This window comes from Pseudoalteromonas sp. HL-AS1, from assembly GCF_031198785.1.
Classification (GTDB): Bacteria; Pseudomonadota; Gammaproteobacteria; order Enterobacterales; family Alteromonadaceae; genus Pseudoalteromonas; species Pseudoalteromonas distincta.
In genome coordinates this window covers 2,546,468-2,572,213 of sequence record NZ_CP133569.1, presented here as the reverse complement: position 1 = coordinate 2,572,213, position 25,746 = coordinate 2,546,468, and the positions used below count along the sequence as shown (strand labels likewise).

At 39.2% G+C, this 25,746-nt stretch carries 29 protein-coding genes; 23 read left to right on the top strand and 6 right to left on the bottom strand.

Going from position 1 to position 25,746, the window contains the following annotated elements:
• The first annotated feature begins 23 nt into the window (after window positions 1–23).
• The 11 genes from RB214_RS11945 to RB214_RS11895 are packed head-to-tail and all read left to right on the top strand — an operon-like array spanning window position 24 to window position 9,643.
• On the top strand, window positions 24–734 hold the full coding sequence (locus RB214_RS11945) for an RNA polymerase sigma factor FliA (protein WP_033012732.1): 711 nt from the start codon (window positions 24–26) through the stop codon (window positions 732–734).
• A gap of 40 nt (window positions 735–774) precedes the next feature.
• A complete protein-coding gene (cheY, locus tag RB214_RS11940; RefSeq protein ID WP_004588308.1) occupies window positions 775–1,158 on the top strand; it encodes a chemotaxis response regulator CheY in 384 nt (127 codons plus the stop codon).
• Window positions 1,159–1,175: 17 nt separating this feature from the next.
• Window positions 1,176–1,949: a protein phosphatase CheZ gene (locus RB214_RS11935; RefSeq protein WP_149602298.1), complete on the top strand. Its 774-nt coding sequence runs from the start codon at window positions 1,176–1,178 to the stop codon at window positions 1,947–1,949.
• A gap of 15 nt (window positions 1,950–1,964) precedes the next feature.
• The gene (locus tag RB214_RS11930) at window positions 1,965–4,184 is read left to right on the top strand and encodes a chemotaxis protein CheA (RefSeq protein WP_309167105.1); all 2,220 of its coding nucleotides are present in this window, start codon (window positions 1,965–1,967) and stop codon (window positions 4,182–4,184) included.
• A 58-nt stretch (window positions 4,185–4,242) separates the two neighbouring features.
• Window positions 4,243–5,406 carry a chemotaxis response regulator protein-glutamate methylesterase gene (locus RB214_RS11925; protein ID WP_309167103.1) on the top strand — a complete coding sequence of 388 codons (1,164 nt, stop codon included), beginning with the start codon at window positions 4,243–4,245 and terminating at the stop codon, window positions 5,404–5,406.
• The gene (locus tag RB214_RS11920) at window positions 5,399–6,163 is read left to right on the top strand and encodes a flagellar motor protein (RefSeq protein WP_024606204.1); all 765 of its coding nucleotides are present in this window, start codon (window positions 5,399–5,401) and stop codon (window positions 6,161–6,163) included. The genes RB214_RS11925 and RB214_RS11920 overlap by 8 nt, the downstream gene beginning before the upstream one ends.
• Window position 6,164: 1 nt before the next feature.
• Complete coding sequence (locus tag RB214_RS11915) at window positions 6,165–7,124, top strand: flagellar motor protein MotB (protein WP_024595392.1); 960 nt, start codon at window positions 6,165–6,167, stop codon at window positions 7,122–7,124.
• 12 nt (window positions 7,125–7,136) lie between these two features.
• Window positions 7,137–7,907, top strand: a complete 771-nt coding sequence (locus tag RB214_RS11910; RefSeq protein WP_309167100.1) for a ParA family protein — start codon at window positions 7,137–7,139, stop codon at window positions 7,905–7,907.
• Window positions 7,908–7,910: 3 nt separating this feature from the next.
• Entirely contained in the window at window positions 7,911–8,702 is a 792-nt protein-coding gene (locus RB214_RS11905) for a chemotaxis protein CheW (RefSeq protein ID WP_024595393.1), read from the top strand.
• Between the two features lie 24 nt (window positions 8,703–8,726).
• Complete coding sequence (locus tag RB214_RS11900; protein ID WP_002959294.1) at window positions 8,727–9,224, top strand: chemotaxis protein CheW; 498 nt, start codon at window positions 8,727–8,729, stop codon at window positions 9,222–9,224.
• A gap of 17 nt (window positions 9,225–9,241) precedes the next feature.
• Window positions 9,242–9,643 carry a DUF2802 domain-containing protein gene (locus RB214_RS11895; protein ID WP_024595394.1) on the top strand — a complete coding sequence of 134 codons (402 nt, stop codon included), beginning with the start codon at window positions 9,242–9,244 and terminating at the stop codon, window positions 9,641–9,643.
• Window positions 9,644–9,672: 29 nt separating this feature from the next.
• Here RB214_RS11895 and RB214_RS11890 read toward each other — a convergent pair whose 3' ends face one another.
• The gene (locus RB214_RS11890) at window positions 9,673–9,981 is read right to left on the bottom strand and encodes an EscU/YscU/HrcU family type III secretion system export apparatus switch protein (RefSeq protein ID WP_182675089.1); all 309 of its coding nucleotides are present in this window, start codon (window positions 9,979–9,981) and stop codon (window positions 9,673–9,675) included.
• Between the two features lie 2 nt (window positions 9,982–9,983).
• Entirely contained in the window at window positions 9,984–12,437 is a 2,454-nt protein-coding gene (locus RB214_RS11885; protein ID WP_309167092.1) for a flagellar hook-length control protein FliK, read from the bottom strand.
• A 103-nt stretch (window positions 12,438–12,540) separates the two neighbouring features.
• Between RB214_RS11885 and ccmA the strand changes: the two genes are divergently transcribed.
• The 10 genes from ccmA to RB214_RS11835 are packed head-to-tail and all read left to right on the top strand — an operon-like array spanning window position 12,541 to window position 20,261.
• Window positions 12,541–13,161: a cytochrome c biogenesis heme-transporting ATPase CcmA gene (ccmA, locus tag RB214_RS11880; RefSeq protein WP_152609331.1), complete on the top strand. Its 621-nt coding sequence runs from the start codon at window positions 12,541–12,543 to the stop codon at window positions 13,159–13,161.
• Complete coding sequence (ccmB, locus tag RB214_RS11875; protein WP_002959286.1) at window positions 13,161–13,847, top strand: heme exporter protein CcmB; 687 nt, start codon at window positions 13,161–13,163, stop codon at window positions 13,845–13,847. Before ccmA ends, ccmB begins: the two co-directional genes overlap by 1 nt.
• A complete protein-coding gene (locus RB214_RS11870; RefSeq protein ID WP_002959285.1) occupies window positions 13,847–14,584 on the top strand; it encodes a heme ABC transporter permease in 738 nt (245 codons plus the stop codon). The genes ccmB and RB214_RS11870 overlap by 1 nt, the downstream gene beginning before the upstream one ends.
• A 2-nt stretch (window positions 14,585–14,586) precedes the next feature.
• Window positions 14,587–14,790, top strand: coding sequence for a heme exporter protein CcmD (ccmD, locus tag RB214_RS11865; RefSeq protein WP_002959284.1), 204 nt, complete (start codon window positions 14,587–14,589; stop codon window positions 14,788–14,790).
• A complete protein-coding gene (gene ccmE, locus RB214_RS11860; RefSeq protein ID WP_002959283.1) occupies window positions 14,787–15,266 on the top strand; it encodes a cytochrome c maturation protein CcmE in 480 nt (159 codons plus the stop codon). Before ccmD ends, ccmE begins: the two co-directional genes overlap by 4 nt.
• A gap of 2 nt (window positions 15,267–15,268) precedes the next feature.
• Window positions 15,269–17,239, top strand: a complete 1,971-nt coding sequence (locus RB214_RS11855) for a heme lyase CcmF/NrfE family subunit (RefSeq protein ID WP_309167088.1) — start codon at window positions 15,269–15,271, stop codon at window positions 17,237–17,239.
• The gene (locus RB214_RS11850) at window positions 17,236–17,805 is read left to right on the top strand and encodes a redoxin family protein (RefSeq protein WP_002959281.1); all 570 of its coding nucleotides are present in this window, start codon (window positions 17,236–17,238) and stop codon (window positions 17,803–17,805) included. The genes RB214_RS11855 and RB214_RS11850 overlap by 4 nt, the downstream gene beginning before the upstream one ends.
• Window positions 17,805–18,266 carry a cytochrome c-type biogenesis protein CcmH gene (locus RB214_RS11845; RefSeq protein ID WP_309169005.1) on the top strand — a complete coding sequence of 154 codons (462 nt, stop codon included), beginning with the start codon at window positions 17,805–17,807 and terminating at the stop codon, window positions 18,264–18,266. The genes RB214_RS11850 and RB214_RS11845 overlap by 1 nt, the downstream gene beginning before the upstream one ends.
• Window positions 18,267–19,520 (top strand): c-type cytochrome biogenesis protein CcmI, encoded by a 1,254-nt coding sequence (gene ccmI, locus RB214_RS11840; protein ID WP_309167087.1) that lies wholly within the window; start codon window positions 18,267–18,269, stop codon window positions 19,518–19,520.
• Window positions 19,521–19,529: 9 nt separating this feature from the next.
• Window positions 19,530–20,261 carry a VacJ family lipoprotein gene (locus tag RB214_RS11835; protein ID WP_002959276.1) on the top strand — a complete coding sequence of 244 codons (732 nt, stop codon included), beginning with the start codon at window positions 19,530–19,532 and terminating at the stop codon, window positions 20,259–20,261.
• Window positions 20,262–20,408: 147 nt separating this feature from the next.
• On the opposite strand, the gene RB214_RS11830 is transcribed toward RB214_RS11835, so the two are convergent.
• Window positions 20,409–21,635, bottom strand: a complete 1,227-nt coding sequence (locus tag RB214_RS11830) for an EAL and HDOD domain-containing protein (protein ID WP_004335679.1) — start codon at window positions 21,633–21,635, stop codon at window positions 20,409–20,411.
• Between the two features lie 331 nt (window positions 21,636–21,966).
• Here RB214_RS11830 and putP point away from each other — a divergent pair, with 331 nt between their 5' ends.
• Window positions 21,967–23,445, top strand: a complete 1,479-nt coding sequence (gene putP, locus RB214_RS11825; RefSeq protein ID WP_149602304.1) for a sodium/proline symporter PutP — start codon at window positions 21,967–21,969, stop codon at window positions 23,443–23,445.
• A gap of 273 nt (window positions 23,446–23,718) precedes the next feature.
• Here the strand turns inward: putP and RB214_RS11820 are convergent, their stop codons facing one another.
• Entirely contained in the window at window positions 23,719–24,036 is a 318-nt protein-coding gene (locus tag RB214_RS11820; protein ID WP_024606193.1) for a YebG family protein, read from the bottom strand.
• A gap of 313 nt (window positions 24,037–24,349) precedes the next feature.
• On the opposite strand from RB214_RS11820, the gene RB214_RS11815 reads away from it, so the two are divergent.
• A complete protein-coding gene (locus RB214_RS11815; protein WP_165742701.1) occupies window positions 24,350–24,646 on the top strand; it encodes a ComEA family DNA-binding protein in 297 nt (98 codons plus the stop codon).
• Between the two features lie 24 nt (window positions 24,647–24,670).
• On the opposite strand, the gene RB214_RS11810 is transcribed toward RB214_RS11815, so the two are convergent.
• Together RB214_RS11810 and dsbB are read right to left on the bottom strand one after the other, a co-directional pair.
• The gene (locus RB214_RS11810) at window positions 24,671–24,973 is read right to left on the bottom strand and encodes a DUF6170 family protein (RefSeq protein ID WP_010553884.1); all 303 of its coding nucleotides are present in this window, start codon (window positions 24,971–24,973) and stop codon (window positions 24,671–24,673) included.
• A 1-nt stretch (window position 24,974) separates the two neighbouring features.
• A complete protein-coding gene (dsbB, locus tag RB214_RS11805) occupies window positions 24,975–25,493 on the bottom strand; it encodes a disulfide bond formation protein DsbB (RefSeq protein ID WP_007584117.1) in 519 nt (172 codons plus the stop codon).
• Between the last annotated feature and the right edge of the window lie 253 nt (window positions 25,494–25,746).

Here is a 25,746-nt window from a genome sequence, read left to right as displayed (position 1 = left end):
TGACAATATTGGTGAATAGAGCTATGGGATATCAATCAACACAAAACTTAAATGTGATTGTTGAGAAACATGCATCACTTGTCAAAAAAGTGGCATGTCATCTAATTGCTCGATTACCACCTAGCGTTCAGCTTGATGATTTAATTCAATCAGGAATGATAGGTTTAATAGAAGCTTCAAAAAACTTCGATGCAACTAAGGGCGCAAGCTTTGAAACCTTTGCAGGTATTCGTATTCGCGGTGCCATGCTTGATGAAATGCGCCGTGGTGATTGGGCTCCTCGTTCAGTACATCGCAAAAGCCGGCAAGTTGCAGAAGCAATTACAGGACTCGAAAGTAGTCTTAATCGCGAACCAACAGATACAGAAGTTGCTGAAAAACTTGAAATTTCACTCAATGAGTACCATCATATTTTAAATGATGTGAATGCGAGTAAAATACTAGGTATTGAAGACCTTGGTGTTGATGAGGATGTTATAACTCCCGTAGGCCAAGATTTAGCGCAAGATAAACCTTTTAATAATGTTAAAAATGATCGGTTTAATGAGTCTTTGCTAAGTGCAATTAAGTCATTACCAGAGCGTGATGCAATGGTACTTTCTTTATACTATAACGATGAAATGAATTTAAAAGAAATAGGACATATACTCGATGTAAGTGAATCGCGTGTAAGTCAGATACATGGTCAGGCGATGATTAAGCTTAAAGCTAAAATCAATGACTGGATAAATTAGTAGTAAGCAAACAAAGGTTAATACCTCACTGGGGGATGTTTTGGATAAAAACATGAAAATTCTTGTAGTCGATGATTTTTCAACGATGAGACGCATTATAAAAAACCTGTTACGTGACTTAGGTTTCACTAACGTTCAAGAAGCTGATGATGGGTCTACAGCTTTGCCTATGTTGCAAAATCAAGTGTTTGATTTTGTAGTTACGGATTGGAATATGCCTGGAATGCAGGGTATTGATCTTTTAAGAGCAATACGTGCAGACGAGAAGTTAAAACATATCCCTGTATTAATGGTAACGGCAGAAGCTAAAAAAGAACAAATAATAGCTGCGGCGCAAGCTGGCGTGAATGGTTATATTGTTAAGCCATTTACGGCTGGAACATTAAAAACTAAATTAGAAAAAGTATTTGAACGCTTAGGCTAATGATGGGGGAGAGGCTTATGCCAGCACCAGCTGCGCCTCAAATAACGTTAGAACAAGCTCGTCAGCTCGTTGTTTTTTTAGAAAATGATGAGCAAGACAAAGCAAATCAGTTGATTTTAGAGGCTGCTTCTAAAGAGCAATCTGAATTATTTGCTGAAGTTGGAAAGTTGACTCGTCAACTGCACGAAGCCCTTAAAAGTTTTGAGCTTGATACTCGCTTAACTGATATAACGACAGATGCGATTCCAGATGCTAAAAAGCGGCTTAATTATGTTATAGAAATGACAGAAAATGCGGCTAATAAAACAATGGATGCAGTGGAAGCGAGTCTTCCTATAGCCCAACAGTTAGCGGACGAAATATCTCATATCAAACCGACATGGGATCGTTTAATGAGCCGCGAGATTGAGCTTGGTGAGTTTAAGCAACTTTGCCATAGCATCGATAAGTTTATGAACAACTCTCATCATAAGACTGATGAGCTTCAAAGCTTAATGACAAATGTACTAATGGCTCAAGACTATCAAGACTTAACAGGTCAAGTTATTCGCCGTGTTATTGAACTTGTTAGGGAAGTAGAAGAAAGTTTACTGCATCTTTTAACTGCGTTTGCTGAACAAGACGACACTAACAGCACCGCGAATAAAGTAGAACAACAAAAAATAAAAGAACCAGTTGCCACACAAACTTTAGCAGGTCCTGAAGGCCCTATCATTGATAAAGAATCGCGTAATGATGTTGTATCTGATCAAGATGAAGTTGATGATCTTTTATCAAGTTTGGGCTTCTAAGAGGAGAGTAACTGCATGTTTGAAGTCGATGAAGATATTTTACAAGACTTTCTTGTAGAGGCTGGAGAAATCCTAGAGCTTTTATCTGAACAGTTAGTTGAGCTGGAAAATAATCCAGAAGATACCGAGTTACTAAACGCTATATTTAGAGGTTTTCACACTGTAAAAGGTGGTGCAGGCTTTTTAGCTATGACAGAACTTGTTGATGCTTGTCACGGTGCTGAAAACGTATTTGATTTACTACGTCAAGGCGTGCGAACAGTCAACTCAGAGTTAATGGATGTTATTTTACAAGCACTAGACACCATTAATGAGATGTTTGCGACTATCCAAAACAGAGACAAGCCTGAACCTGCAGATCCTGAATTACTTCATACTCTTCATATCTTAGGTCTACCTCCAACAGAAGCCGAAGCCACTGAAGCCTCTTCACAAACAGAGGTTGAACAACCTCATAATGAAGTGGTGGATACACCGGTAGCTGATGATGAAGATCCGTTTGCATTTGATGAACTATTTAGCGGAGCGCCTTCGGTTAGCGATGCTGAAATAGATGAAATCACTGAAGACGAATTTGAAAGCTTACTTGATGAGCTACACGGTAAAGGACAAGGTCCTGCAGTTGAAAAACCAGTAGCAAGTAGTAGTGATTTTAGTGGTGATATTACTGATGATGAATTTGACAGCTTATTAGACGAGTTACATGGTGTTGGCAGTTTTGGTGAAGTTACGATCAAACCTGAACAAAATGATGCCAATAAAACACCTGTAGAACCAGCTACACCAGCGGCAAATACAGTTAATTCATCAGATGATGAAATTAGTGATGACGAATTTGAAGCGCTTCTTGATGAACTTCATGGTAAAGGCACTGCTCCTAAATCGATAGAAAGTGCGCCAGCTGCAAAACAACCTGAACCTGTTTCACCGCCAGCTAAACAAGTGAGTGAACCAGTAAAAAAAGCTGCGCCAGCTAAAGCTCCTACTCCAAAACCAGTTGAAAAAGCGCCAGAGAAGCCAGCAGCTAAAGCACCACCAGCAGCAGCTCCAAAAAAATCAGCGCCACCAGCTGCAGAAACCACCGTTCGCGTAGATACAAAACGACTCGATCAAATTATGAATATGGTTGGTGAGTTAGTTCTTGTACGAAATCGTTTGGTTAGTTTAGCGACTAACTCAGACAGTGAAGCGATGGGTAAAGCAATCTCTAACTTAGATGTAGTGACTGCGGATATTCAAGGTGCGGTTATGCAAACGCGAATGCAACCAATTAAGAAAGTATTTGGTCGCTTCCCTCGCGTTGTACGCGACTTAGCACGTAGCTTAAATAAAGATATTGATTTAAAGCTTATTGGTGAAGAAACCGATCTAGATAAAAACTTAGTTGAAGCACTTGCCGATCCGCTTGTGCATTTAGTTAGAAACTCAGTTGACCATGGTATTGAAATGCCCGCTGTCCGTGAAGCTGCAGGTAAGTCTAGAACAGGTAATGTTACTTTATCAGCGTCTCAAGAGGGCGACCATATTTTGCTAACCATCAAAGATGATGGTGCAGGTATGGATGCTGAAAAACTGAAAAAAATTGCAATTAGTAAAGGCGTACTCGATCATGACCAGGCGAGTCGACTTTCTGACACCGAAGCATATAACCTGATTTTTGCACCTGGCTTTTCTACAAAAGAAGAAATATCTGATATTTCAGGCCGTGGTGTAGGGATGGACGTAGTTAAAACTAAGATCACGCAACTTAATGGCTCAGTAAGCATTCAGTCTGAACTTGGTGTCGGTACTATTTTAGAAATAAAAGTACCACTTACCTTGGCTATATTACCGACATTAATGGTCGTTGTTGGCGCACAAACATTTGCGTTACCACTGGCTGGTGTTAGTGAGATATTCAATTTAGATTTAACGAAGACGAATGTAGTTGATGGGCAATTAACAATTATTGTGCGTAAAAAGGCGATACCGTTATTTTACCTTGAGCATTGGTTAGTAAAAGGCTCAGATCGTTCTCAGCGAAAATCTAAAGGTCACGTCGTTATTGTACAAATTGGTACGCAACAAATTGGTTTTGTTGTTGATTCATTAATTGGCCAAGAAGAAGTAGTGATTAAGCCGCTTGATGCGTTACTTCAAGGAACGCCAGGTATGGCAGGGGCTACAATAACTTCGGATGGTGGCATTGCACTGATTTTAGACGTTCCAAACATGTTAAAACATTACGCAGGCTAATAATAAAGTAGGTATATATTTAATATATACCTACGCATAAATTTAATAAGAGAGCTAAATGGCTGTTAAAGTTTTAGTTGTTGATGATTCAAGCTTTTTTCGCCGTAGAGTAAGCGAAATCCTTGAGCAAGATAGCGATATACAAGTTATAGGCTTTGCTGTTAATGGCAGAGAGGCTGTTGAGAAAGCAGCTCAATTGCGTCCTGACATGATCACCATGGATGTCGAAATGCCTGTGCTTGATGGTATTAGCGCAGTTAAAGAGATAATGGCGAGTAACCCAACTCCTATCTTAATGTTTTCATCACTTACACGTGATGGTGCAACAGCAACGTTTGATGCGTTAGATGCTGGCGCAATGGATTTTTTACCGAAAAAATTTGAAGATATTGCGCGCAATAATGAAGATGCAATTAAGCTTTTGCAAAGTAAAGTAAAAGATATAGGGCGAAGACGTTTACCGCGAACATTTAGAGCGGCAACACCAGCTAAACCAGTCATTTCAACGAAACCAACAAGTTCACTTTCGCAAAGAACAAGCACATCAACAACTCAAATCAAGCAGCCTGATAGAAGCTTTCAAAGAGCTGCGCCTGTTGCATCGACAAGTTCAAATGTTGCCTCAATGCGAGCAAGTGGAAAACAATATCAACTTTTAGCTATTGGTACTTCTACAGGTGGTCCTGTTGCTCTGCAAACTATATTGACTCAATTGCCTGCTAATTTTCCTCACCCTATTTTACTTATTCAGCACATGCCCGCTGCATTTACACCCGCGTTTGCAGCGCGCTTAAACGGTTTGTGCCAAATAAAAGTGAAAGAAGCACAACAAGGCGATCGTTTACAACCAGGAACTGCTTATTTAGCGCCTGGCGGACAGCAGATGATGGTAGAGGGGCGTGGAGCAAATAGAACGCTGCGCGTATTTGAAGATCATAGCGAGAGAATAAGTTATAAACCAAGCGTAGATGTAACGTTTGCTAGTGCAGCTAAAACGTATCAAGGCGATGTACTTGCTATTATTTTAACAGGTATGGGCGCTGATGGTCGTGATGGTGCAAGAATGTTAAAACAAACGGGGGCAACTATTTGGGCACAGGATGAGAAAAGCTGTGTCGTTTATGGAATGCCCCAAGCAATTGCTAATGCGGGGCTTTCAAGTGAAAGCTTAGCATTGAGCGATGTTGCAGCGCGTATAATGAGAGAGGTAGGTTGTGGATAAACTCTCAATATTTGGACTATTGGTAGCACTTAGTGCAATAGGTCTAGGTTATTCTTTAGAAGGCGGTGTTGTTTCAGCTTTATTTAATGGCCCTGCGCTTATTATTGTACTAGGTGGCACGCTTGGCGCTGTTATGTTGCAAACCTCTGCTAGCACATTCAAAAAGATGCTAAATATGAGCTCGTGGGTTTTTGTTGCACCACAATACGATATTGAAGACGCAATAGAGCAAGTTAAACGATGGTCTCATAAAGCACGTCAAGAAGGTTACTTAGCGCTTGAGAATGAAGCCTTAGCTCACCCAGATGCGTATGCAGCAAAAGGTTTAAGCTTACTTGTCGATGGCTGCTCAGAGCAAAAACTACGTGACACGCTTGAAATTGATTTACTGCTAGAGCGTGATCGTTTGCTTGAAGCCGCGCGTGTTTATGAAGCAATGGGGGGTTACAGCCCTACCATTGGTATTTTAGGTGCGGTGCTTGGCTTAATACAGGCAATGTCGTTTATTACCGATCCACAAATGCTTGGCGCCGGCGTTGCAACGGCATTTATTGCGACCATTTATGGTGTTGGTTTAGCTAATTTATTGTTTTTACCTATGGCAAATAAGTTAAAACAGCGTGTAGAGCAAAAAATGCTTTACCATGAAATGCTTGCTGAAGGCGTTATTGCAATAAGCATAGGTGAAAGCCCAGTAAATATAGAATTAAAGCTTGAAGCCTATCGTGTAGAGCGCCCTAATTTAGTGGACGAATAACATGTTACGCCGACGACTTCGTCACTCTGCTGCTAAAAGTCAACATACCGAACGTTGGCTTGTATCGTATGCCGATTATATGACTATTATGTTTGCTTTTTTTGTGGTTCTGTATGCGATAGCGATTAATAAAGAAGAACAATTCCAAATATTGTCAGATTCCCTTGAACAGGTTTTTGATAAGTCAGCTCGCCAATACTCCCAGCAAGGTGAAGGTGTCAACGGTAATGGAATATTGACAGATAGAGTGACACCTGAACAAGAAGTTCTTTATGGCGAAAGTATATTAAAAGAAGAGCAAGGTCCTGAGCTACTCGACGGCCAAAGTGATACAAGTAACATCCAGCAAAAGTATTTAGGCAAACCTCTTGATAGTTTATTAATTAAATTACAGTCAGCGCTTATTGATGAAATCCGTGATGGAGAAGCCAGTTTAGAGCTTAACCAAGATTGGCTGATTATAGAGCTAAGCTCAGGTATGTTATTTTCAAGTGGTAGTTCAGTTGCACACTCTCGAGCAAAACAGGTCGTCAAGATTGTTAAAGATATTATTGCACCAGTAGATAACTATGTAAGAGTACGAGGTTATACTGATGATGAAAGTATTCGCAATGAAATATTTCGCTCAAATTGGGAACTGTCGGTAGCTAGAGCCACGTCAATTTTAGTAGAGCTGGAAGCATTAGGCATTAATTCAGCTAGAATGGCGATAGAAGGTTATGGCCAATATTCACCTTTTGCAAGTAACGATACAGAACAAGGGCGCGCAGAAAATCGTAAAGTTGTTATCGCACTTTCTAAGTATGGATTACCGCCAAAACAAGAGGTTAAAAGTGACGGGCAAGCTGATGAGCCTGCAGTGATTGAACCTGAAATTGAACTTCCTTCAGATGACGATACAATAAAAATAATTCGTTTGCCTCATGGTGGTATTCGCATAACAACGCGCAATGAACAGTAATTAGGATGTAATGTGAAGATTTGGACTGTCGCTAATCAAAAAGGAGGGGTTGGTAAAACAACAACCGCAGTGAGCCTTGCCGGTATTTTGGCATTACAAGGTAAACGTGTGTTGCTTATAGATACAGACCCTCATGCGTCACTCACTTATTACTTTGGCATTGACTCAGAGGATTTAGAAGTCAGTGTGTACGATATTTTTGCCCGTGGTACAAGTATGCAAAGTGAAGAGATACTCCAAGCTTTGTGTCCATCAACACTTCAAAACCTGGATATTTTACCTGCGACTATGGCAATAGCTACACTTGATCGAAGTATGGGTAATAAAACAGGGATGGGGTTAATACTAAAAAAAGCGCTTGCAAAAATTAGCGAACATTACGATTATGCCATTTTAGATTGCCCTCCAGTTTTAGGGGGGTTAATGGTCAATGCGCTTGCAGCAAGTGAGCGAATTTTAGTGCCAGTGCAAACGGAGTTTTTAGCACTCAAAGGGCTTGATAGAATGATGCGAACTATGGATTTGATGCAATCCTCTCAAGCAAAAGATTATCAATATACTATAATTCCTACCATGTACGACAAACGTACCAAAGCATCGTTAGAAGCATACAAAACATTGCAAAGTACATATGGTGATAAAGTTTGGCCAGGTGTGATACCGGTGGATACCAAATTTAGAGATGCAAGCTTTGCACAAAAAGTACCTGTAGAGTATTGTCCTCGCTCGCGCGGTGTATACGCATATAAAGCACTGCTAGAATATTTAATTGAACAAGGTTAATGAATGAGTAAGCAATTGTTTGCTAATGAAAAAGTAATGAAACAATACCTCGGGGCTTTGTTATGTGAAGATGAGCCTGTAGATAACCTTGAGCCAGTTGCAAAATTACTTGAGCAAATCCCAGATGATTCACAACAGCATATTCATTCAAAACCTAAAGAACAATTAAAAGCAGCAGAGAGTACATTTGATAATGACTTGCTCAATGTTGAAATTGAGCCAATAGCTGAGCCAGCGTTTGAAACTGAAAAAGTTAATGAAGTGGTTGACGAGGAAGTAATAGCACCTGCAATTACTACTATAGAAAAGCCAGAGCTGGAGATTGTAACTACTAGCCAATCAGACTATTTTGATGGTGAATTTCAGGCATTGTTTTTTGAAGTTGCTGGCTTGACCTTGGCTGTGCCATTAAAAGCACTTGGTGGAATACATCAATTAGGTGAAGTAAATCATTTGTTTGGTAAGCCGAAATGGTTTAAAGGCGTGATGCTCAACAGAGAAGAAAAGCTTAATGTTGTTGATACTGCGCGTTGGGTTATGCCAGAAAAATATGATGATAAATTAGAGGCATCTTTAGATTATCAATATTTGATTACACTAGGTGATAGCCAGTGGGGTTTATTAGCTGAAAAGTTGATAAATAACATTACATTGAGTAAAGAAGATGTAAAATGGCGTACAAATAAAAGCAAGCGCCCATGGCTTGCTGGCGTTATAAAAGAAAAAATGTGTGCTTTGATAGACGTAGATAATTTAAATATATTATTAGAGAAAGGCTTAGATAGCCGTCAGTAGTAATGACCATTACGGGGTAATAGCATGAATCAAGATAAATTACTGTCAGCAAATAAAAACGCAGATAATAACGATGAAATTTTACAGTGGGTTACGTTTAAGCTAGAGGAAGAAACCTACGGCGTAAATGTAATGCAAGTACAAGAAATACTTCGTTATACAGAGATAGCTCCTGTACCAGGTGCACCTTCATATGTGATTGGTATTATTAACTTACGCGGCAACGTTGTTACCGTTATTGATACTCGCGCACGTTTTGGTTTGCTAGCTGCTGATGCAACTGACAACTCTCGCATCTTAATTATTGAAGCAGAAGAGCAAGTTATTGGTATTTTAGCCGACAGCGTATCGGAAGTGGTTTACTTGCGCAGCTCTGAAATCGACAGTGCGCCAAATGTTGGTACTGAAGAAAGCGCTAAGTTTATTCAAGGTGTTTGTAACCGCGATAATGAATTACTGATTTTGGTTGATTTAAATAAGTTACTCAGTGATGACGAATGGGATGAGTTAAGCGATATATAAGCTTTACCAAATAAATTATGGTGTTACTTAGTATAGCTATATCAGCGTTAGCGGTAGGACTTATATCGCTGGCGTTAATTATTGCATTAAAAAATAAACACGCGAATGAAATTAATGCTGTATCGCAGCAGCTTAAAGATAGCTCTGAGCAGACTCATATTTTGCGCAGTGAAATTTCGGAGATTAGAACCGGGCTCTTAAGTATTGGTAAGCGAGTGCTTGAAGTTGAACAACAAAACCAAGATTTAATGCAACAGCAAGCGGCGCAAAAATACGATGACCCTGATGCTAAAATTTACTCTCGTGCTGTAAAAATGGTTGAGTTAGGTGCAGACCTTGATGAAGTAATACGCGAGTGCGAACTACCACGAGCAGAAGCCGAATTACTATTTTCATTACATAAACAAAAAGGTGCTTAGCGCCTTTTTTTATGTGCGAATAAATTGGCTCAAGCCTTAATATTTAACTTACCTTGAAAGTCCTGCCAACCTGGTGGAAATTGACCTCTTAATACATACGAAAACGCAATAAGCTCTGCAATAACATAATAAAGCTCTTTAGGAATTTCTTCCCCTAAGCTTAAATGCGACAACGTTTTAGCAAGTGCTGCATCTTCGTGGATCATAATTCCTTTTAGTTTAGCCGCAGCTATTATTTCATCAGCTAATTCACCAAACCCCTTAACACTTACAGTGGGTGTGTTACCAGCTTCGTACAAAAGCCCAATGGCCGATTTATTAATCGGTGTTTCACTCATAGCTAAACCTTAATATTAATAATTGCGTGAGATTTATAGAATGCCTGATTGTTGGCATCGCCTCGCCTTAAATTGAGCTCGCCAACTTGTAAGCCATGTTTAGCTAGTTTTGATCTTAAATTATCTAAGTGAGGGTGAGCAATTGCACTTACTTCTTGGCTCGAGGCTAATAGCTGGCAATCGATTGCTTTATCCATTAACTCTGCAGTAATTTGTAGCTGCCCAAGTTGGGCATAATCAAAGTTTAATCTGACAAACCATACATTTTTATCTTCTAATTTACCGGCGCTTGGCTTTTTATACTGTCCAAGTGTTATTTCTGTTTGGGCTGCTTCTGGAGGTAATCTCATCGGTAATAAAAATTGTGCAAGCGGGTTTGTGTCTGACTGTTGATTTGGTGTTGAGACACTTACTTGGGTAAGTGTGTTTTTAACGTGTACGATTTCGCTGGCCAAAGCTTGTACTTGAGCTTGTTGAAGCTGTTCAAGCATTTTTGCTCCCGTGTTACCCATTTTAAAAGTAGGTATAAGTACTTGTAAGAGAGCATCTAAGCCAGTTTGATTATTAAAACTGATAGGCGTTACGGATTGGCTAATCATAGGCGCAGCTAAAATACTCACAGCCACCTGCTCAAGCCCTTTAGTGAAACTACTTTGCAGCATATCACCCGCTAGTTGAGTGGGCTGTAAAGTAGCAAGTATCTCACGCTGTATGGTTGCAGGGTTTATGTTATTACTTGAAACCATACGGTTAAATGCTTGATTAATTAAGCGAGTTAAATCAGGGGTGTCTTTTATTGCCTTATTTGTAATATCAGTAATTTGACTGCTTAAAAGTTGTTTATTGTAAGCCAGCCTATCTGTAGGGGTTGTGGCATCAGGAAGCTTTAATAATGTACTTAATAGTTTTGCTTCTATTGGTTGTAGCATTTGACTACGAGAGGGCGCATTAGATAACGGCTCAGTTAACAAGGTAATGCTTTTAGTGTTCACTGTGCTTGTGTTGTTTTGATTGTTATCGTTTATTGCAAGCTGTGCTGAGGAGGTGGTAAGTCCTTTAGTGACTACTTCATTGGTAGGGTTAAGCAAGGTGTTCGATTTACTGTTTTCACTAGTAATAAGGGGTTTTAATTGGCTTGCTTTTAAATCACTTGGCTTAGCGCTCGCCACTTCACCTGGGGTAGTATTATTTGTTATTGGCGTGTAGGTTGTTGCTGTGTTAGCAGGTGTTTGCCAAACACTAACACTTCCTTTTACTAGTTGCGTTAATTGTACAATAGGCGGGAGCCTTGAAAAATGCTCTGGCAAAATATTACTCGTATTGTTATTTAACGCAGTACTTACACTTTGAGTAATGTTAACTCTATTTAGCGGTGATTCACTCAGTTGTATAGCTAAAGACGTTTTTTGTTGCGTAGGCGAAGTTGATAGCTGCGTTAACTCAGATTTACTTATTGTAGCAAAAGGCTTATTTTCAAAATATTTAACCGCATCATTAATTCGCGTTTTTAAATCACTAAAACTATTTTGTAACCACGATTTTATTGGACTATTTAGGGTCAATAATGGATTTACTTTAATATTACTCGCAGAAACGGCTACTTCAGGTGCATTGCTTTTTTGCGCTAAAAGTAACTCGTTAAATGGTTTTGAGAATGAGTTGTTAAGCGTTACTTTTATATTGTTTGTATCAGTTTTAATAAATAATTTATCTGCCTGGTTTACTAAATTTACTTTAATCGGTGTATTAGGTAGCTCGGCAAGTTGTTGATTAGTAATAGGTGTTGTAAATGAACCTGACTTTTGAGGATGAGTTAAAATAGCCAGTTTTGGTGTTACTTGAAGCTGCGCACTGGGTAATAAGGCCGCGAGTAAATTAGTAAGTTTAGTTTGGCTAAGTGGTTGCGAGTGAACTGTATCAGCAAAGCGGTTAATAACATTAATCTGTGCGCCTTTATTAGTCGTACTAACAACTACTTTTAAAGGCTGTTCAGTTGTAAGTAACTGGGCTACGTCTTTATTTATGGCAATATTTGCGTTGAGTTTATCAATAACTAACTTGGGAGACGGGGATACAGCAACCTGTACATCCATTGGTTGGCTTTGTACCTCAGTGCCCGTGCTTACATAATTTAACAAGCGCTGTAATTGTACTGGCTGATTTAAAGTAAGGGTTGTACTGTTTGGCGAGATGTTGAGCTGCTTACCATCAGGGCTGATTTGTATGTTAGCACTGACTATTTTTTGCAGGTTTTGTGGTGCGCTTGAAGTGCCAAGCCTTAATGTTTGCCAATGTTTATCAATAAATACATCAAGCGTAATCGAGTCTTTCGAAAATTGGATGTTTTTAGCCGCAAGTACCTCACTAGGTAACTGTGGTAACTCATTGGTCTGGCTGTGAGCAGATTGATTGATAACCAATGAGTTAGATAATGTTATTTGCGTTGGTGTATTCATTATTTTAAATCAAGTTTTTGTTAATCGATTATAAAGCAATATTCGTATTACCCTATCATTATGGTAGACTAACGCCTAATTTTTGGCAGAGAGAATCGTCATCTTGTTACACATTAAGTCCGTCACCTGCATCAAGCAAGATCGTTGTTTGTTTGCGGATCTTAATTTTAGCCTTAATAGCGGTCAAATCATGCAATTAGCGGGTCCTAATGGGGCTGGTAAAACATCGCTATTGCGTATTATTGCTGGCTTTTCTGTGCCTGATGAAGGGTCTGTTCTGTTCCAAGATCAACCTATATCTAAGTACTATGAAGAGTATGCCAGAGAGCTGCTTTTTATAGGGCATAAAACAGGTGTAAGTACTCAGCTTAGTGCAGTTGAAAATGTTCGCCACTGGTTACAAATCAATGGCTACATAAATGAGCCTGATTTATATCCTATTTTAGCGCAACTTGGCCTTGTTGGACTTGAAGATGTACCCGTTAGAATGCTATCTGCTGGACAACAACGACGTGTAGCGCTAGTTAGGCTTTGGTTAAGTGATGCTAAATTATGGGTACTTGATGAGCCATTTACCGCGCTTGATAAAAGCGGTGTCGCCTTTTTACAGCAGCGATTTACTGAACACTTACAAAGCGGTGGTGCCATTTTATTAACGACCCACCAAGACTTAACGACCCACTTTAGTAACTTACAAACGGTTACACTGGAGTATCGCCACTAATGACTCGTCAACACTCTTATTGGTTGCTATTTAGTGCGGTATTTACCAAAGATGTAAAACTTGCGTTTCGCCAGCGCGCCGAAATTGTAAATCCTATTTTATTCTTCTTAATTGTAATTTCATTATTTCCGTTAGCAATAGGGCCTGAGCCCGGTCTACTTGCGAGAATGGCGCCAGGTATTATTTGGGTTGCCGCATTACTCTCTACCATGTTGGGCCTAGATAAGTTGTTTAGGGATGATTTTAACGATGGCTCGTTGGAGCAGTTAATTGCATCCTCTTATCCATTATCGCTAACCGTACTCGCTAAAGTGGCTGCTCATTGGGTGGTAACAGGTTTACCACTTGTATTAATGACCCCGTTGTTTGCGTTGTTGTTAAACCTAGAAAGTACGGCATTAACAGCAACCGTTTTAACATTATTATTAGGCACACCATTATTGAGCTTTATTGGCGCAATAGGCGCTGGGCTTACTGTGGGGCTACAAAAAGGAGGTATTTTGATGAGTTTACTCGTACTGCCTTTGTATATTCCTGTTTTGATTTTTGCAACGTCGGCTATCGATACCAGTACAATGTCACTGGATTATAGTGGGCAGCTTGCCATCCTTGGTGCAATGTTACTTATTGCTATTATTAGCGCACCAATTGCCATATCGTCAGCTTTAAAAGTGAGTGTAAGTTAATGTGGAAGTGGTTACATCCCTATGCTAAAGCAGAGCGTGCATACCAGTTATGCAATACGTTACTGCCTTATTTTGCCGTAGTTACCGTAGTTAGTATGATTGTTGGATGGGTATGGGGGCTTGGTTTTGCACCTGCCGATTACCAACAAAAAGACAGCTACCGTATCATCTTTATTCATGTGCCTTCTGCCATTTTATCCATGGGCGCCTACTCCTCAATGGCAATTGCCGCCATTGTTGCACTTGTATGGCAACTACGAAATGCCGAGCTTGCTGTTATTGCTATTGCGCCTGTTGGTGCATGTATTACTGCTATAGCGCTAATTACTGGCGCTGCATGGGGTAAGCCTATGTGGGGTGCTTGGTGGGTATGGGATGCACGTTTAACGTCTGAGCTTATTTTATTATTTTTATATCTTGGTGTGCTTTCGCTTTACCATGCATTTGAAGATAAGAAGTCAGCAGGGCGTGCGGCTTCTATTTTAGCAATTGTTGGCGTAATTAATTTACCTATTATTCATTACTCTGTTGAGTGGTGGAATACGTTACATCAAGGTGCAAGCATTACAAAGCTAGACACAAAAGCAATAGATCCAAGTATGTTCTGGCCTCTTATGGTTAATATTTTAGCCTTTGCTGCTTTTGTTGGAACAGTGACTTTAATTCGTCTTAAAAATGAAATTTTGCAACGTGAAAAGCACCGACCGTGGGTGCGCTCGTTGTTAAATAAGGGGTAATTATGCAGTTTGACTCTTTTTCTGATTTTATTGCAATGGGAGGTTATGGATTTTATGTCTGGCTTTCTTTTGGTACATGCGCACTTATTTTACTCGGTATTTTAGTGAACTCTTTGAGAGACACCAAGCGTATTATGGCTTCAGTGGAGCAACAAATAATACGTGAAGCGCGAATTAAAAAAGCTAAGCAGGAACAAATCTCATGAATCCAAGACGTAAAAAGCGCCTATTGGTAATCATTGCCGTACTGTTTGGTATTGGTGGGTCAATTGGTTTAGTGCTTTATGCACTGCAAGAAAATATTAATCTTTTTTATACGCCAAGCGAATTAATTGATGGCAAAGGCCCTAACAAAGAAAAACCACATATAGGTCAAAAGTTACGTATTGGCGGCATGGTTGTGCCAGGCACGGTTGAGCGTAATGAACAAAGCTTACAAGTAAGCTTTAAGCTAATAGATACAGGTCCATTAGTGACTGTGCGTTATCAAGGCATATTGCCAGACTTGTTTCGTGAGGGGCAAGGCATTGTAGCGCAGGGCGTATTAGTCGAGCCTAATGTTATTGAAGCATTTGAAGTACTAGCAAAGCATGACGAAGAATATATGCCAGCAGAAGTTGCAGAGGCAGTTAAAGGTATTAAGCACGAAAAACCAAAATACAACTTAGATAGTGGTAATTAGCTATGATCCCAGAAATTGGTTATTTTTCTTTAACGCTTGCCATGGTGCTAAGCGTTTTACTGTGTATTTTTCCTCTTTGGGGCGCGCATACTGGTAATCTTCGATTAATGCGTGCGGCTCCATCTTTAGCAATAGGCCAGTTTGCTTTTGTACTAATCTCTTTTGCTGCACTTATTTATGCAAGTTTAACAGACGACTTTACCGTATCTTACGTAGCGTATCATTCAAGTAGTACGCTGCCTTGGTACTATAAAATCACCTCTACGTGGGGCGGTCATGAAGGTGCTATTTTATTATGGTTAGTAATGCAAGCGGGTTGGACTGCTGCTGTAGCAGCGCGTTCTAAATCATTACCTTGGGTATTACGTGCTCGCGTACTGGGTGTACTTGGCTTTTTAGGTGTAGGTTTTATGATGTACACCTTACTGCTTTCAAGCCCGTTTGAGCGCCTACTTCCTTATTTTCCGGTAGAAGGGCGTGACTTGAATCCGCTGCTTCAAGATCCCGGTATGATTATTCATCCACCATTACTGTACATGGGTTATGTGGGGCTGTCGGTTGCTTTCTCTTTTGCTATAGCGGCATTGTTAACAGGTAAACTTGATAACACATGGGCTAAATGGTCACGCCCGTGGACGATGACAGCATGGGGGTTCTTAGGTTTAGGTCTTACTATTGGTAGCTGGTGGGCGTATTCAGAACTAGGCTGGGGCGGCTGGTGGTTTTGGGATCCAGTAGAAAACGCAGCGCTTATGCCTTGGCTTGTTGCAACCGCATTACTGCATTCATTAAGTGTGACAGAAAAGCGCGGTATATTTAAATCATGGACCGTATTACTCGCAATTGCAGCATTCTCTTTAAGTTTGCTAGGTACGTTTATTGTACGCTCGGGTATTATTGTATCGGTACATGCGTTTGCTACAGACCCCGATAGAGGCTTATTTATACTCGCCTTTTTAGGCATCGTTGTCGGTGGTGGCTTGGCGTTATATGCAATGCGTGTGTCACAAGTTCACAGTGAAGGACGATACAAGCTGGTATCGCGCGAAGTGGCCTTATGGCTCAATAATATATTTTTAGTTGTTGCTACATTAATTGTTATGTTAGGTACATTGTTGCCAATGGTTCATAAAGAAATGGGCTTAGGTAGCATTTCTATTGGCGAACCGTTTTTTAATAAGATGTTTGCAATAATTTTAGTACCGTTTGCTATTTTGATGGGGATCGGACCACTTATACGTTGGAAGCAAAACAAGTGGGCTTTTTTGCAAAACAAAATATTAATGGGCGTATTAGCAAGTGTTGTGATTACCTGCGCTTGGTTATTCTCAAGTTACGATTTAGTAAAACCACTTACGTTATTAGCGACAACACTGGCGGTTTGGATTGCAATATCAACAGGGATTGATATTTACACCAAAGCAGCTGTGCACGGGAGCTTAAAAGAAGGCTTAAAACGCTTTACTGTAAGTTACTGGGCTATGGTACTTGGGCATATTGGTATTGCATTTATTATTGCGGGCGTAACACTTACCTCGGCTTATTCAGTAGAGCGTGATGTATCTATGAAACCGGGTGAAATAGCACAGCTTAATGAGTATGAATATCGCTTTGATGGCGTTAAAACTATTCGTGGGCCAAACTACAGCGGTCATGCGGGCGTTGTATCTGTGCTTAAAAATAATGAGCTAGTAACACGTTTACACGCCGAAAAACGTAAATATGACATTGGTATGCAGTTTATGACTGAGGCGGCAATAGATGCCGGTTTTAAACGTGATTTATATTTAGCATTAGGTGAGCAATTAAGTGGTGATGCATGGTCACTTCGCATTTATCATAAACCATTTGTACGCTGGATATGGATTGGTGGTGTGCTTATGTCATTTGCAGGTTTCATGATTTTATTTGATAAACGTTACCGTACATCAGCTAAAACAGCCCGTAAAAATGCACCGGAGAGTGTTTTATGAACCGTAAAATTTTAGCTATTGCGCCGCTTTTGGTGTTTGCTTTTGTGTGTGTATTTTTATACCAAGGTCTTTTTGCCAACCCTCGTGAAATTCAAACAGGGCGGTTAGGTCAAGAAATGCCAGCGTTTAATTTACCTGATTTAATGCAAGACAATAAGCAGTGGACTAACGAGTCGTTAAAAGGTGAAGTTTACTTATTAAATGTATGGGGTACGTGGTGCCCAACATGTTTAGTCGAACTTGGTTATTTAACTAAGTTACGTGAGCAAGGCGTTAAAATTATTGGACTATATTACGTACAAGGTTACGACGCTGATTTTGATGGCCCGTTTGATATGCAATCACTTCGCAGCGAAGTCACTGATATGCTGCAACGTGCAGGTGACCCTTACCAATTTAATATTTTAGATTTACACCGTACTTTGTCGTTGGATTTAGGCGTGTCGGGTGCGCCAGAAACTTTTTTAGTCGATAAAAACGGCACTATTTTGTTACATCACACCGGTGATATAAATCCGCGAGTATGGCGAGCTAAATTTGCGCCAATTATGCAGGAGCTTAAATGATGAAGTGGTTACTACTTACGCTTAGCCTTTTTGTAAGCATGGGTGCGTTTGCACAGCAAGATCGCTATCAATTTGATAACAACAAACAAGCAATATTGTTTGAAGAGTTAACCACAGAGCTACGTTGCCCTAAGTGTCAAAATCAAAACATTGCGGACTCCGACGCTGTTGTTGCTAAAGACTTGCGCGATAAAGTGCTCGTATTGGTTAAAGAAGGTAAAAGCAAAGACGAAGTGATTGATTATATGATTGACCGCTTTGGCTATTTTGTTCATTACGACCCACCTGTTACACCAGCGACTTTAGTGCTGTGGGTACTACCGGTGTTAATTGTAATTGTTGGCTTTGGTTTTATTGTTATTCGCCAACGAAAAGCATCAGTAAAACAAACATGGAGCAGCGACGATGAAATGCTGCTAGCGAAGCTAATTGAACAAAATAAACGTCAGGAGCAAAGCTAAATGATTTTAATGTGGGCGTGTTTTGCCTTACTCACACTGATTGCTCTTAGCTTTGTTATGATACCTTTTTTAAAAAAAGAGCGTGTTCAAACGATTACTCATAACGCCAATGCTGAATTAATTAGTATTTATGAGCAGCGTTTAGTCGATTTGCAAACTGATTTAGATAATCAACGCATTGATAGCGTAAATCACGCAGAATCAATTGTTGAATTAAAACGTCGCTTATTGAACGAGCTATCACCAGAGAAATCACTTAACAGCAAAGGTAATAACCGTATTTTTGCTTTAACAGGCGGTGCATTTGTTCTTGCACTTACAGGGATTTTTTATAGTTTTACAGGCAGTCAGCAGCAAATTTCGGCTTGGCATGATGCAATGGATAATTTAGCTGATTATGGCGAGCGTGCTGTAATGCAAAAAGGTGAGCCGCTTAGTCAAAATGAGCTGCAGGCTTTTGCATTGGCGCTTCGTACTAAACTTAGCCGCTCTGGCGATGATGAAGTTGCTTGGATGCTACTTGGTCGAGTGGCTATGTCGCTTAATGAATTTGACATGGCGCAGCAGTCATTTGATAAAGCACTACGTATGAACCCTGATAATATGCAGGTTCTTATTAGTTACAGTCAGGTTTTATTGCTTGAAGGTAGCGAAGCTAATATGACTCGCGCGGCAGGTATGCTTTCAAAAGTGCTAAACGTTGAGCCTACAAATTTAGATGCTATTTCGTTACTAGCGCTGATAGCGTATGAGCGTAAAGATTGGCCTCAAGCTAAAACTGCATTTGAAGTTTTATTGGCGAGCATGGAAAAAAATGATTCACGTTATAACATGATCTCAGAACGTATTGCTGATATTGAGCAGCAAATGCAAAGTGAAGGCTCAGTTATGCCAGTTACTACTACAACGGGTGCTATTGCAGTTACAGTCGACATTGCAAAAGAGCTTATTGATAAACAGCCAAAAGACGGTATTTTGTTTATATTTGCAAAAGCTGCAACTGGCTCACCTATGCCATTGGCTGCTGTTAAGCTGACTAAATATTCATTTCCAATTACAGTTGAGTTGAGTGATAGTAGTGCAATGGTTGCAGGGCTTAACTTATCTAGTGCAGAAAATATTATTATTTCGGCGCGTATTTCTATCGATGACTCTGTTATGCCAAGCTCTGGTGAGCTAGAAGGTCATTCACAGGCGTTAAAGCGTGAAAGTGTAAGTGACTACCAACTTCAAATTGATACATTAATACCTTAAGGACGTTAGATGTTAAAACACAGTTTTACTTTTTTATGTTTATTGATACTAGCCGGCTGTGCTCAAGTACCTCAAAGCAAAGTAGATGACAGAGATCCGCTGCAAAGTATTAATCGTCCATTATATGACTTTAATATGGATGTACTGGATGCTTATTTGTTGCGCCCAGTTGCTGTAGGTTATGTTGAAGTAACGCCTGTACCGGTAAGAAACGGTATTGTTAATTTTACAGGTAATATCACCGCACCTGTAGATATGATCAATGCGGGTTTGCAAGGTAAACCGGGTAATGCAAGTGTGAGCTTAGCACGCTTTTTAGTTAACTCTACTGTCGGTCTGTTTGGTATCTTTGATGTTGCAAGCTCACTAGGTCTTGAAATAGTCGATGAAGACTTTGGACAAACGTTGGGTGTATGGGGCGTAGGTGATGGCGCCTATTTAATGCTACCAGGTATGGGGCCAACAACAGCACGTAACCTGACCGGTGATGTAGTCGATAACTTTGTATTACCTGAAGTTGCGCTAACGACTCCACAAACTATTTTAGTATTTGTTTTAAAAGCAGTTGAGGCGCGTGCATCATTAATCCCACAAGAAGGGCTATTAAATGATTCACTTGATCCGTACTTATTTGTAAAAGATATTTACTTCCAGCGTCAAATTTATGAGCTGTACGATGGCAACCCACCTATAAAAGAAGAGCCAGCTGATTTTGATGAAGACTTTTTAGAAAGTTTATAATTGAAGCCACTGATAAAAACGCCAGCTAAATGCTGGCGTTTTTATTGACTGTTTATATATAATCTGAACTTTGGCTAGAGAAAAATAAACTTAAGTATCATTATGATTCAATATATTAGTAAATACCTTAACCAGAGTTCGGGTTACTTATTTTTCGTTAACTATTAACTGCATTTGCTCATTAACCCAAGTGAGTGCTTCATGATAGGCATCAGGAACTTTTTCACCTAGGTTTAGCTCTTTCGTTAATTCGTTTGCGGCTGACCAGTTAGCTTGTTCATAATACTTAACTAAGTTTAAATATTTTGCCAGCAAGCCTTCATCGTTTAATAACGCTGCTTTTATGTCATTCGAAAGTGGAAGCTTTTTCATAACGCTTTCCATACTCTCATCTAAAATAGCATCCATAAGAGACATCATACCGGTTAAAAATGCCATGCCGGTATCTTTAAATTGTCCATGGGATATAGCGAGTAACTCACCAAAACGAGCGCGCGTAAGCGATAGCCTAATTAGCTCTACAGGTTTATCTGCTGATACTTGCGCTGCAAATAATAATGATAATAGTTTTTTAATTTCGTTAGCACCAAGCACTATAAGGGCTTGCTTAATGGTACTTATTTCAGCACGCCTTGCAAAGGCAGCAGAGTTTGAATACCTAAGTAATTTGTAAGATAGGTTTACATCACGCTCAAACACATCAGTGATTTTTTTAAGATCCATATCAACGCTTGATGTTTCGTAAAGTAATTCAGCTAATGCCATTTCTGAAGGCGGTAGAGCCTTACTTTGTACCATTTCAGGTTTTGAGAAGAAAAATCCTTGGAAATAATCAAAACCAAGCTCTAGAGCTTGTTGGTAAATTTCATAGGTTTCTACTTTTTCGGCAAGTAACTTAATATGCGAGTGCAGTTTTAAATCATTAAGAACCGTTTTTATTGTATCTATATCAGATGCTAAAAAGTCTATTTTAATAATATCAATAAATGGATAAAAGTGGCGCCAAACAGGCTGATGAATATAGTCATCAAGAGCAATAGTGTAACCTTTATCTTTTAGATCTTTCACTATGGCTAATAATCGCTTCCCAGGTTGCACAGTTTCAAGGATTTCTACAACTACAGTATCTTTGCCCAATAGTGTTGGGTAGCCCTTTGATAGCGTCTCTAGGGTGAAATTTATATAGGCGGGTTTATTGTCGGTTAAATCTTCTAAGCCGAAATTAAACTGACTACCTTCAATTAGTCGTGTAGTTGCCTCGTCACCGTCTATATCGGGAAATACGTTATCAACGCCATCGCGAAATAAAAGTTCATACCCGATGAGCTTTTTATCTCTGTCTAAAATAGGTTGGCGTGCAGCGTAAAAATACATAAACAGTTCCGTAAGAGTAATCTAATTAGTTATTGTAATAATATATGGCAAAAGACTCAAAATAGCATTACGTATATTTGCTAGATTAATAAATTATCATTAAAACTTAAGGTCTTTCTAGTATTTAATTTATTATATTTCACCAATTCGCTTTAAAATTATTCAACATGAGTATTTTTGTATCAGGTGAGGGCAGCAAGTTGGAGATTTTATTATCAAGCATGATATAGTCAGCGAGGATGGTTTTTACCCCAATAGTGTCTTAACTATAAAATTTTAAGAGTCATTATTTGGATTAAAGCCTATTATTAATAATTATGCGGAGGCTAATTTGGAAACAGGAATGATTATTTCACTAGCATTATATTTTATTGTAATGTTAGGTATCGGACTATATGCATATAAGCAATCTACTGACGATGTATCTGGTTACATGTTAGGTGGACGAAATCTATCTCCAAGTGTAGCCGCACTGTCTGCAGGTGCATCTGATATGAGTGGCTGGATTTTAATGGGCCTACCTGGTGCGATGTTTGTTACTGGTTTTAGTAGTACATGGATAGCAATTGGCTTGGTGATTGGTGCTTGGTTAAACTATTTGTTAGTTGCACCGAGATTACGTGTTTACACTGAAAAAGCAAATGACTCTATAACCATCCCAGATTACTTTTCAAATCGCTTCAATGATAAATCCAACCTATTACGTGTTGTATCAGCTGTGGTAATTATTGTTTTCTTTACTCTTTATACTTCATCTGGTGTTGTCGCTGGTGGTAAATTGTTTGAAAGCTCATTTGGTTTAACTTATGAGATGGGTTTATACATTACAACGGGCGTAGTTGTTTTATATACCTTGTTTGGTGGTTTTTTAGCTGTCAGCTTAACTGACTTTGTGCAAGGTTGTATTATGTTCATTGCACTTATTCTAGTACCAACGGTTGCATACTCTTTGCTTGAACAACCTTTAGAATCAACTTTACATAGCGTAAATCCAGATATGCTTAACTGGATTGGTGCAGGTTCTGCATTAGGTATTATTTCTGCAATGGCTTGGGGTTTAGGTTATTTTGGCCAACCACATATCATTGTTCGTTTTATGTCGGTGCGTAGTGTTAAAGATATGCCTAAAGCACGCCGTATTGGTATGACATGGATGATTGTTGCTGCCATTGGTGCTGTTGGTACTGGTATATTTGGTGCAGCTTATACTTATGAGAACAACATTGTAGTTGAAGATCCTGAAACAATTTTCTTAATTCTTTCTGAGTTGCTGTTCCACCCACTTATTGCTGGCTTTTTACTTGCTGCAATTTTGGCTGCGATTATGAGTACTATCTCATCTCAATTATTGGTTAGTTCAAGTTCATTAACAGAAGATTTCTATAAAACATTCTTACGTAAAGATGCCAGTGATAAAGAGCTAGTTGCTGTTGGCCGTATTAGTGTTGCCGTAGTTGCTATGTTCGCTATTTATTTGGCTTACGATAGAGATAGCTCTATTTTAGACCTAGTAAGTAATGCGTGGGCTGGCTTTGGTGCTGCGTTTGGACCACTTGTATTGTTTAGCCTTTATTGGAAACGCATGAACTTTGCTGGTGCGTTAGCTGGTATGTTAGTAGGCGCATTTACTGTGCTAATTTGGATATATGGACCATTTACTATCAATGGTGAAAGCTTAAGTAGCTTTATGTACGAAATAGTACCTGGCTTTATTTTAGCGAGTATTGCAATTGTTGTTGTTAGCTTAGTAACAAAAGAGCCAGAGCAAAACATCACTGCTTTATTTGATGAAGTAGAAAAAGAGCTTTAATTAGCAATTACTACTTATTTTAAAGTGAGTAGTAATTAATACCAATCCGCAATAATACTTAATCATTTTGCGGGGCTAAACGTGTTGCTACCGGCGTTAAAAAATTCTCATTTAGTACAACTAAATATCGAATTTTTGCCTAGCTATCAACACGTTTTTCCACCCTCAAAGAGATCACTTAATTAAGCGAATTGGTATAATAAAAAAGGGAGCAACTTAGTTGCTCCCTTTTTTATTTAGTTTGTCCCGTTCGAGGAGGGAACATTCTATGAATTAACTTACTTTTTTATCGTTGTTATCTTCAATTGATGCAACGTTATCTGACTTTTTACTTTTTGCTGGCGCTTTGGTAACAACTGGATCTTTGCCGCCCTTTAATATGGTCATAAAGTCATCTTTGCTTTTCGCTATTTCTAAAGCAAGTGATTCAATTTGTTGCTCACTAAGCGGTACGTCTACCTTTTCTAGCATTAGCTCAAGTGATTCTGCTATATCGAGCATCTTATCATAAGCATCAGCTTCTTTTTTGGTAGTAAACGTCATACGCTCGACTCCGTTTCGTTCTACAACATATTTAACAACAACAGCCATGATTTCTCCTGCAAAATTGCTTGGCACCGTGGTTTGTAAAAACCATTAGATTACTGTTTTTATGTACAGTAATGGTTTGGGCGTAAATTTGCAAGCGCGAAGTATTAATTTTTAGGTGTCTTAAATTTGACAAAAAACGGTAACTTTACTTTAGTTAAGCAATCACTTGTTGTACCAGCTGCATTTTCAGGATTTCGGATCATAGTGATAATGCGTTTAGGTACACTTTAAATGATGAGCTTTTCAGTTCCTTACTTTTTGGTTTTCCTGAGCAATATTCAAAATTAAGAAAAGAAGAATAGGGACAAGTTTGATGAAAACGTTAAAAAATTTATTCATAATAAGCTTATTATGCTTACTACCCGCGACTACCGCGTATGCACAATTATCAGAAGTAACTAAGCAAATGCCTCAAGTTGAGACAATTAGTATAAATAATGCCGATGCAGAGAAGCTTGCTAAGTTACCTGGTATAGGTAAGAAAAAAGCGCAGGCAATAGTGGACTTCCGTGAAGAAAACGGCGAATTTAAAAGCGTCAGTGATTTATCGCAAGTTAAAGGAATTGGTAAAAAACTATTAGCCAAATTAGAGGGGAAAATTTCACTTTAATAGCAGTAGATAACAATCAGGGCGCTATGCGCCCTGATTAAATTGTTTTAATGCATCGCTTAAGTGTTTTTTAGCAAAGTTGATTTCAATAGGTGTTGTTAAAAGTGGGTAGCACAATCCGCCGAGTATCAAAAACGGGATTAATATCCAACCTTTAAATACTGTGAATATTAAAAATAGTGGACTTAGTAATATTAATTTAATAATACGTAGTAACACTTTATCAGTTGGCGATAACATACTTAAAGAAAGTGCTATTACGTCCTGACGCTTGCGTACCTTTAGGTGCTTAAGCTCATCTAATTGGCTTGAAAAAAATGTGAACATATCAAATCGACTTTTTAATTAATAAACGGCCAATAACTATAATAAATAGTGTTAGTGAGAAAATCCCAAATATAATTTCCATCCAAGCAGGCATGCTCAAACCAACAAATTGCCAATCTATATTTCCACAATCCCCGGTCGCCTGAAAAAAGCTAGGTATCCATTCATGTAACGGCATAAACGATGGGAAGTTTGGTTCAAACTCACAGCTAAATGCAAAAGGGTCCGTGGTGGTTTGCATATCAATATGCTCGCGAGCAATTAAATATCCCCAAACACTCGATACACCCCAAATTACATACGCTAATATACGAACTGCTTTGCTCTGTGGTTTAGTCGAACCTACAATTCCTGCGCCTAATAGACCCAGTACGGCTGTACGTTGATATATGCACATTATGCAAGGCGCCAATCCCATTTGGTATTGAAAGAAAAGGGCGGTCACTTCAAGTAAAAAAACGATAGCTGTAAATAAAAGCCACGGGGTACGTTGGGTGGGTAATTGCGCAAGCCAGTTCATAAAAATTCCGCGTTTAAATAAGACGTTAGATTATGACCTAGGATAAAGTATGCGGCAACAAAAAGGAAAAAAAAGCTACCGAAGTCGCTTTTTATAAGATGAAATTTTTGACCACTCAATGCAGCCTCAGCAGAGGCTACATGACGCTCGACTTAGTTCCCATTGATACATAAGCTTAGTTATATCGCTTACTTATACAACATTGGTACATTGCCTAATCAATTCTTTAAAGTTGCGGTTAGAACGCTCTGTT

Bases quoted from the DNA above. Each gene is read 5' to 3' on its own strand.
- RB214_RS11925 (WP_309167103.1), top strand. From the start codon at position 4,243: ATGGCTGTTAAAGTTTTAGTTGTTGATGATTCAAGCTTTTTTCGCCGT.
- RB214_RS11820 (WP_024606193.1), bottom strand. From the start codon at position 24,036: ATGGCTGTTGTTGTTAAATATGTTGTAGAACGAAACGGAGTCGAGCGT.
- RB214_RS11945 (WP_033012732.1), top strand. From the start codon at position 24: ATGGGATATCAATCAACACAAAACTTAAATGTGATTGTTGAGAAACAT.
- RB214_RS11915 (WP_024595392.1), top strand. From the start codon at position 6,165: ATGTTACGCCGACGACTTCGTCACTCTGCTGCTAAAAGTCAACATACC.
- RB214_RS11835 (WP_002959276.1), top strand. From the start codon at position 19,530: ATGTTAAAACACAGTTTTACTTTTTTATGTTTATTGATACTAGCCGGC.
- RB214_RS11850 (WP_002959281.1), top strand. From the start codon at position 17,236: ATGAACCGTAAAATTTTAGCTATTGCGCCGCTTTTGGTGTTTGCTTTT.
- ccmE (WP_002959283.1), top strand. From the start codon at position 14,787: ATGAATCCAAGACGTAAAAAGCGCCTATTGGTAATCATTGCCGTACTG.
- RB214_RS11845 (WP_309169005.1), top strand. From the start codon at position 17,805: ATGAAGTGGTTACTACTTACGCTTAGCCTTTTTGTAAGCATGGGTGCG.
- RB214_RS11895 (WP_024595394.1), top strand. From the start codon at position 9,242: ATGGTGTTACTTAGTATAGCTATATCAGCGTTAGCGGTAGGACTTATA.
- RB214_RS11890 (WP_182675089.1), bottom strand. From the start codon at position 9,981: ATGAGTGAAACACCGATTAATAAATCGGCCATTGGGCTTTTGTACGAA.
- RB214_RS11855 (WP_309167088.1), top strand. From the start codon at position 15,269: ATGATCCCAGAAATTGGTTATTTTTCTTTAACGCTTGCCATGGTGCTA.
- RB214_RS11930 (WP_309167105.1), top strand. From the start codon at position 1,965: ATGTTTGAAGTCGATGAAGATATTTTACAAGACTTTCTTGTAGAGGCT.
- dsbB (WP_007584117.1), bottom strand. From the start codon at position 25,493: ATGAACTGGCTTGCGCAATTACCCACCCAACGTACCCCGTGGCTTTTA.
- ccmI (WP_309167087.1), top strand. From the start codon at position 18,267: ATGATTTTAATGTGGGCGTGTTTTGCCTTACTCACACTGATTGCTCTT.
- RB214_RS11935 (WP_149602298.1), top strand. From the start codon at position 1,176: ATGCCAGCACCAGCTGCGCCTCAAATAACGTTAGAACAAGCTCGTCAG.
- RB214_RS11905 (WP_024595393.1), top strand. From the start codon at position 7,911: ATGAGTAAGCAATTGTTTGCTAATGAAAAAGTAATGAAACAATACCTC.
- RB214_RS11815 (WP_165742701.1), top strand. From the start codon at position 24,350: ATGAAAACGTTAAAAAATTTATTCATAATAAGCTTATTATGCTTACTA.
- ccmD (WP_002959284.1), top strand. From the start codon at position 14,587: ATGCAGTTTGACTCTTTTTCTGATTTTATTGCAATGGGAGGTTATGGA.
- RB214_RS11810 (WP_010553884.1), bottom strand. From the start codon at position 24,973: ATGTTCACATTTTTTTCAAGCCAATTAGATGAGCTTAAGCACCTAAAG.
- RB214_RS11885 (WP_309167092.1), bottom strand. From the start codon at position 12,437: ATGAATACACCAACGCAAATAACATTATCTAACTCATTGGTTATCAAT.
- ccmB (WP_002959286.1), top strand. From the start codon at position 13,161: ATGACTCGTCAACACTCTTATTGGTTGCTATTTAGTGCGGTATTTACC.
- RB214_RS11870 (WP_002959285.1), top strand. From the start codon at position 13,847: ATGTGGAAGTGGTTACATCCCTATGCTAAAGCAGAGCGTGCATACCAG.
- RB214_RS11830 (WP_004335679.1), bottom strand. From the start codon at position 21,635: ATGTATTTTTACGCTGCACGCCAACCTATTTTAGACAGAGATAAAAAG.
- RB214_RS11900 (WP_002959294.1), top strand. From the start codon at position 8,727: ATGAATCAAGATAAATTACTGTCAGCAAATAAAAACGCAGATAATAAC.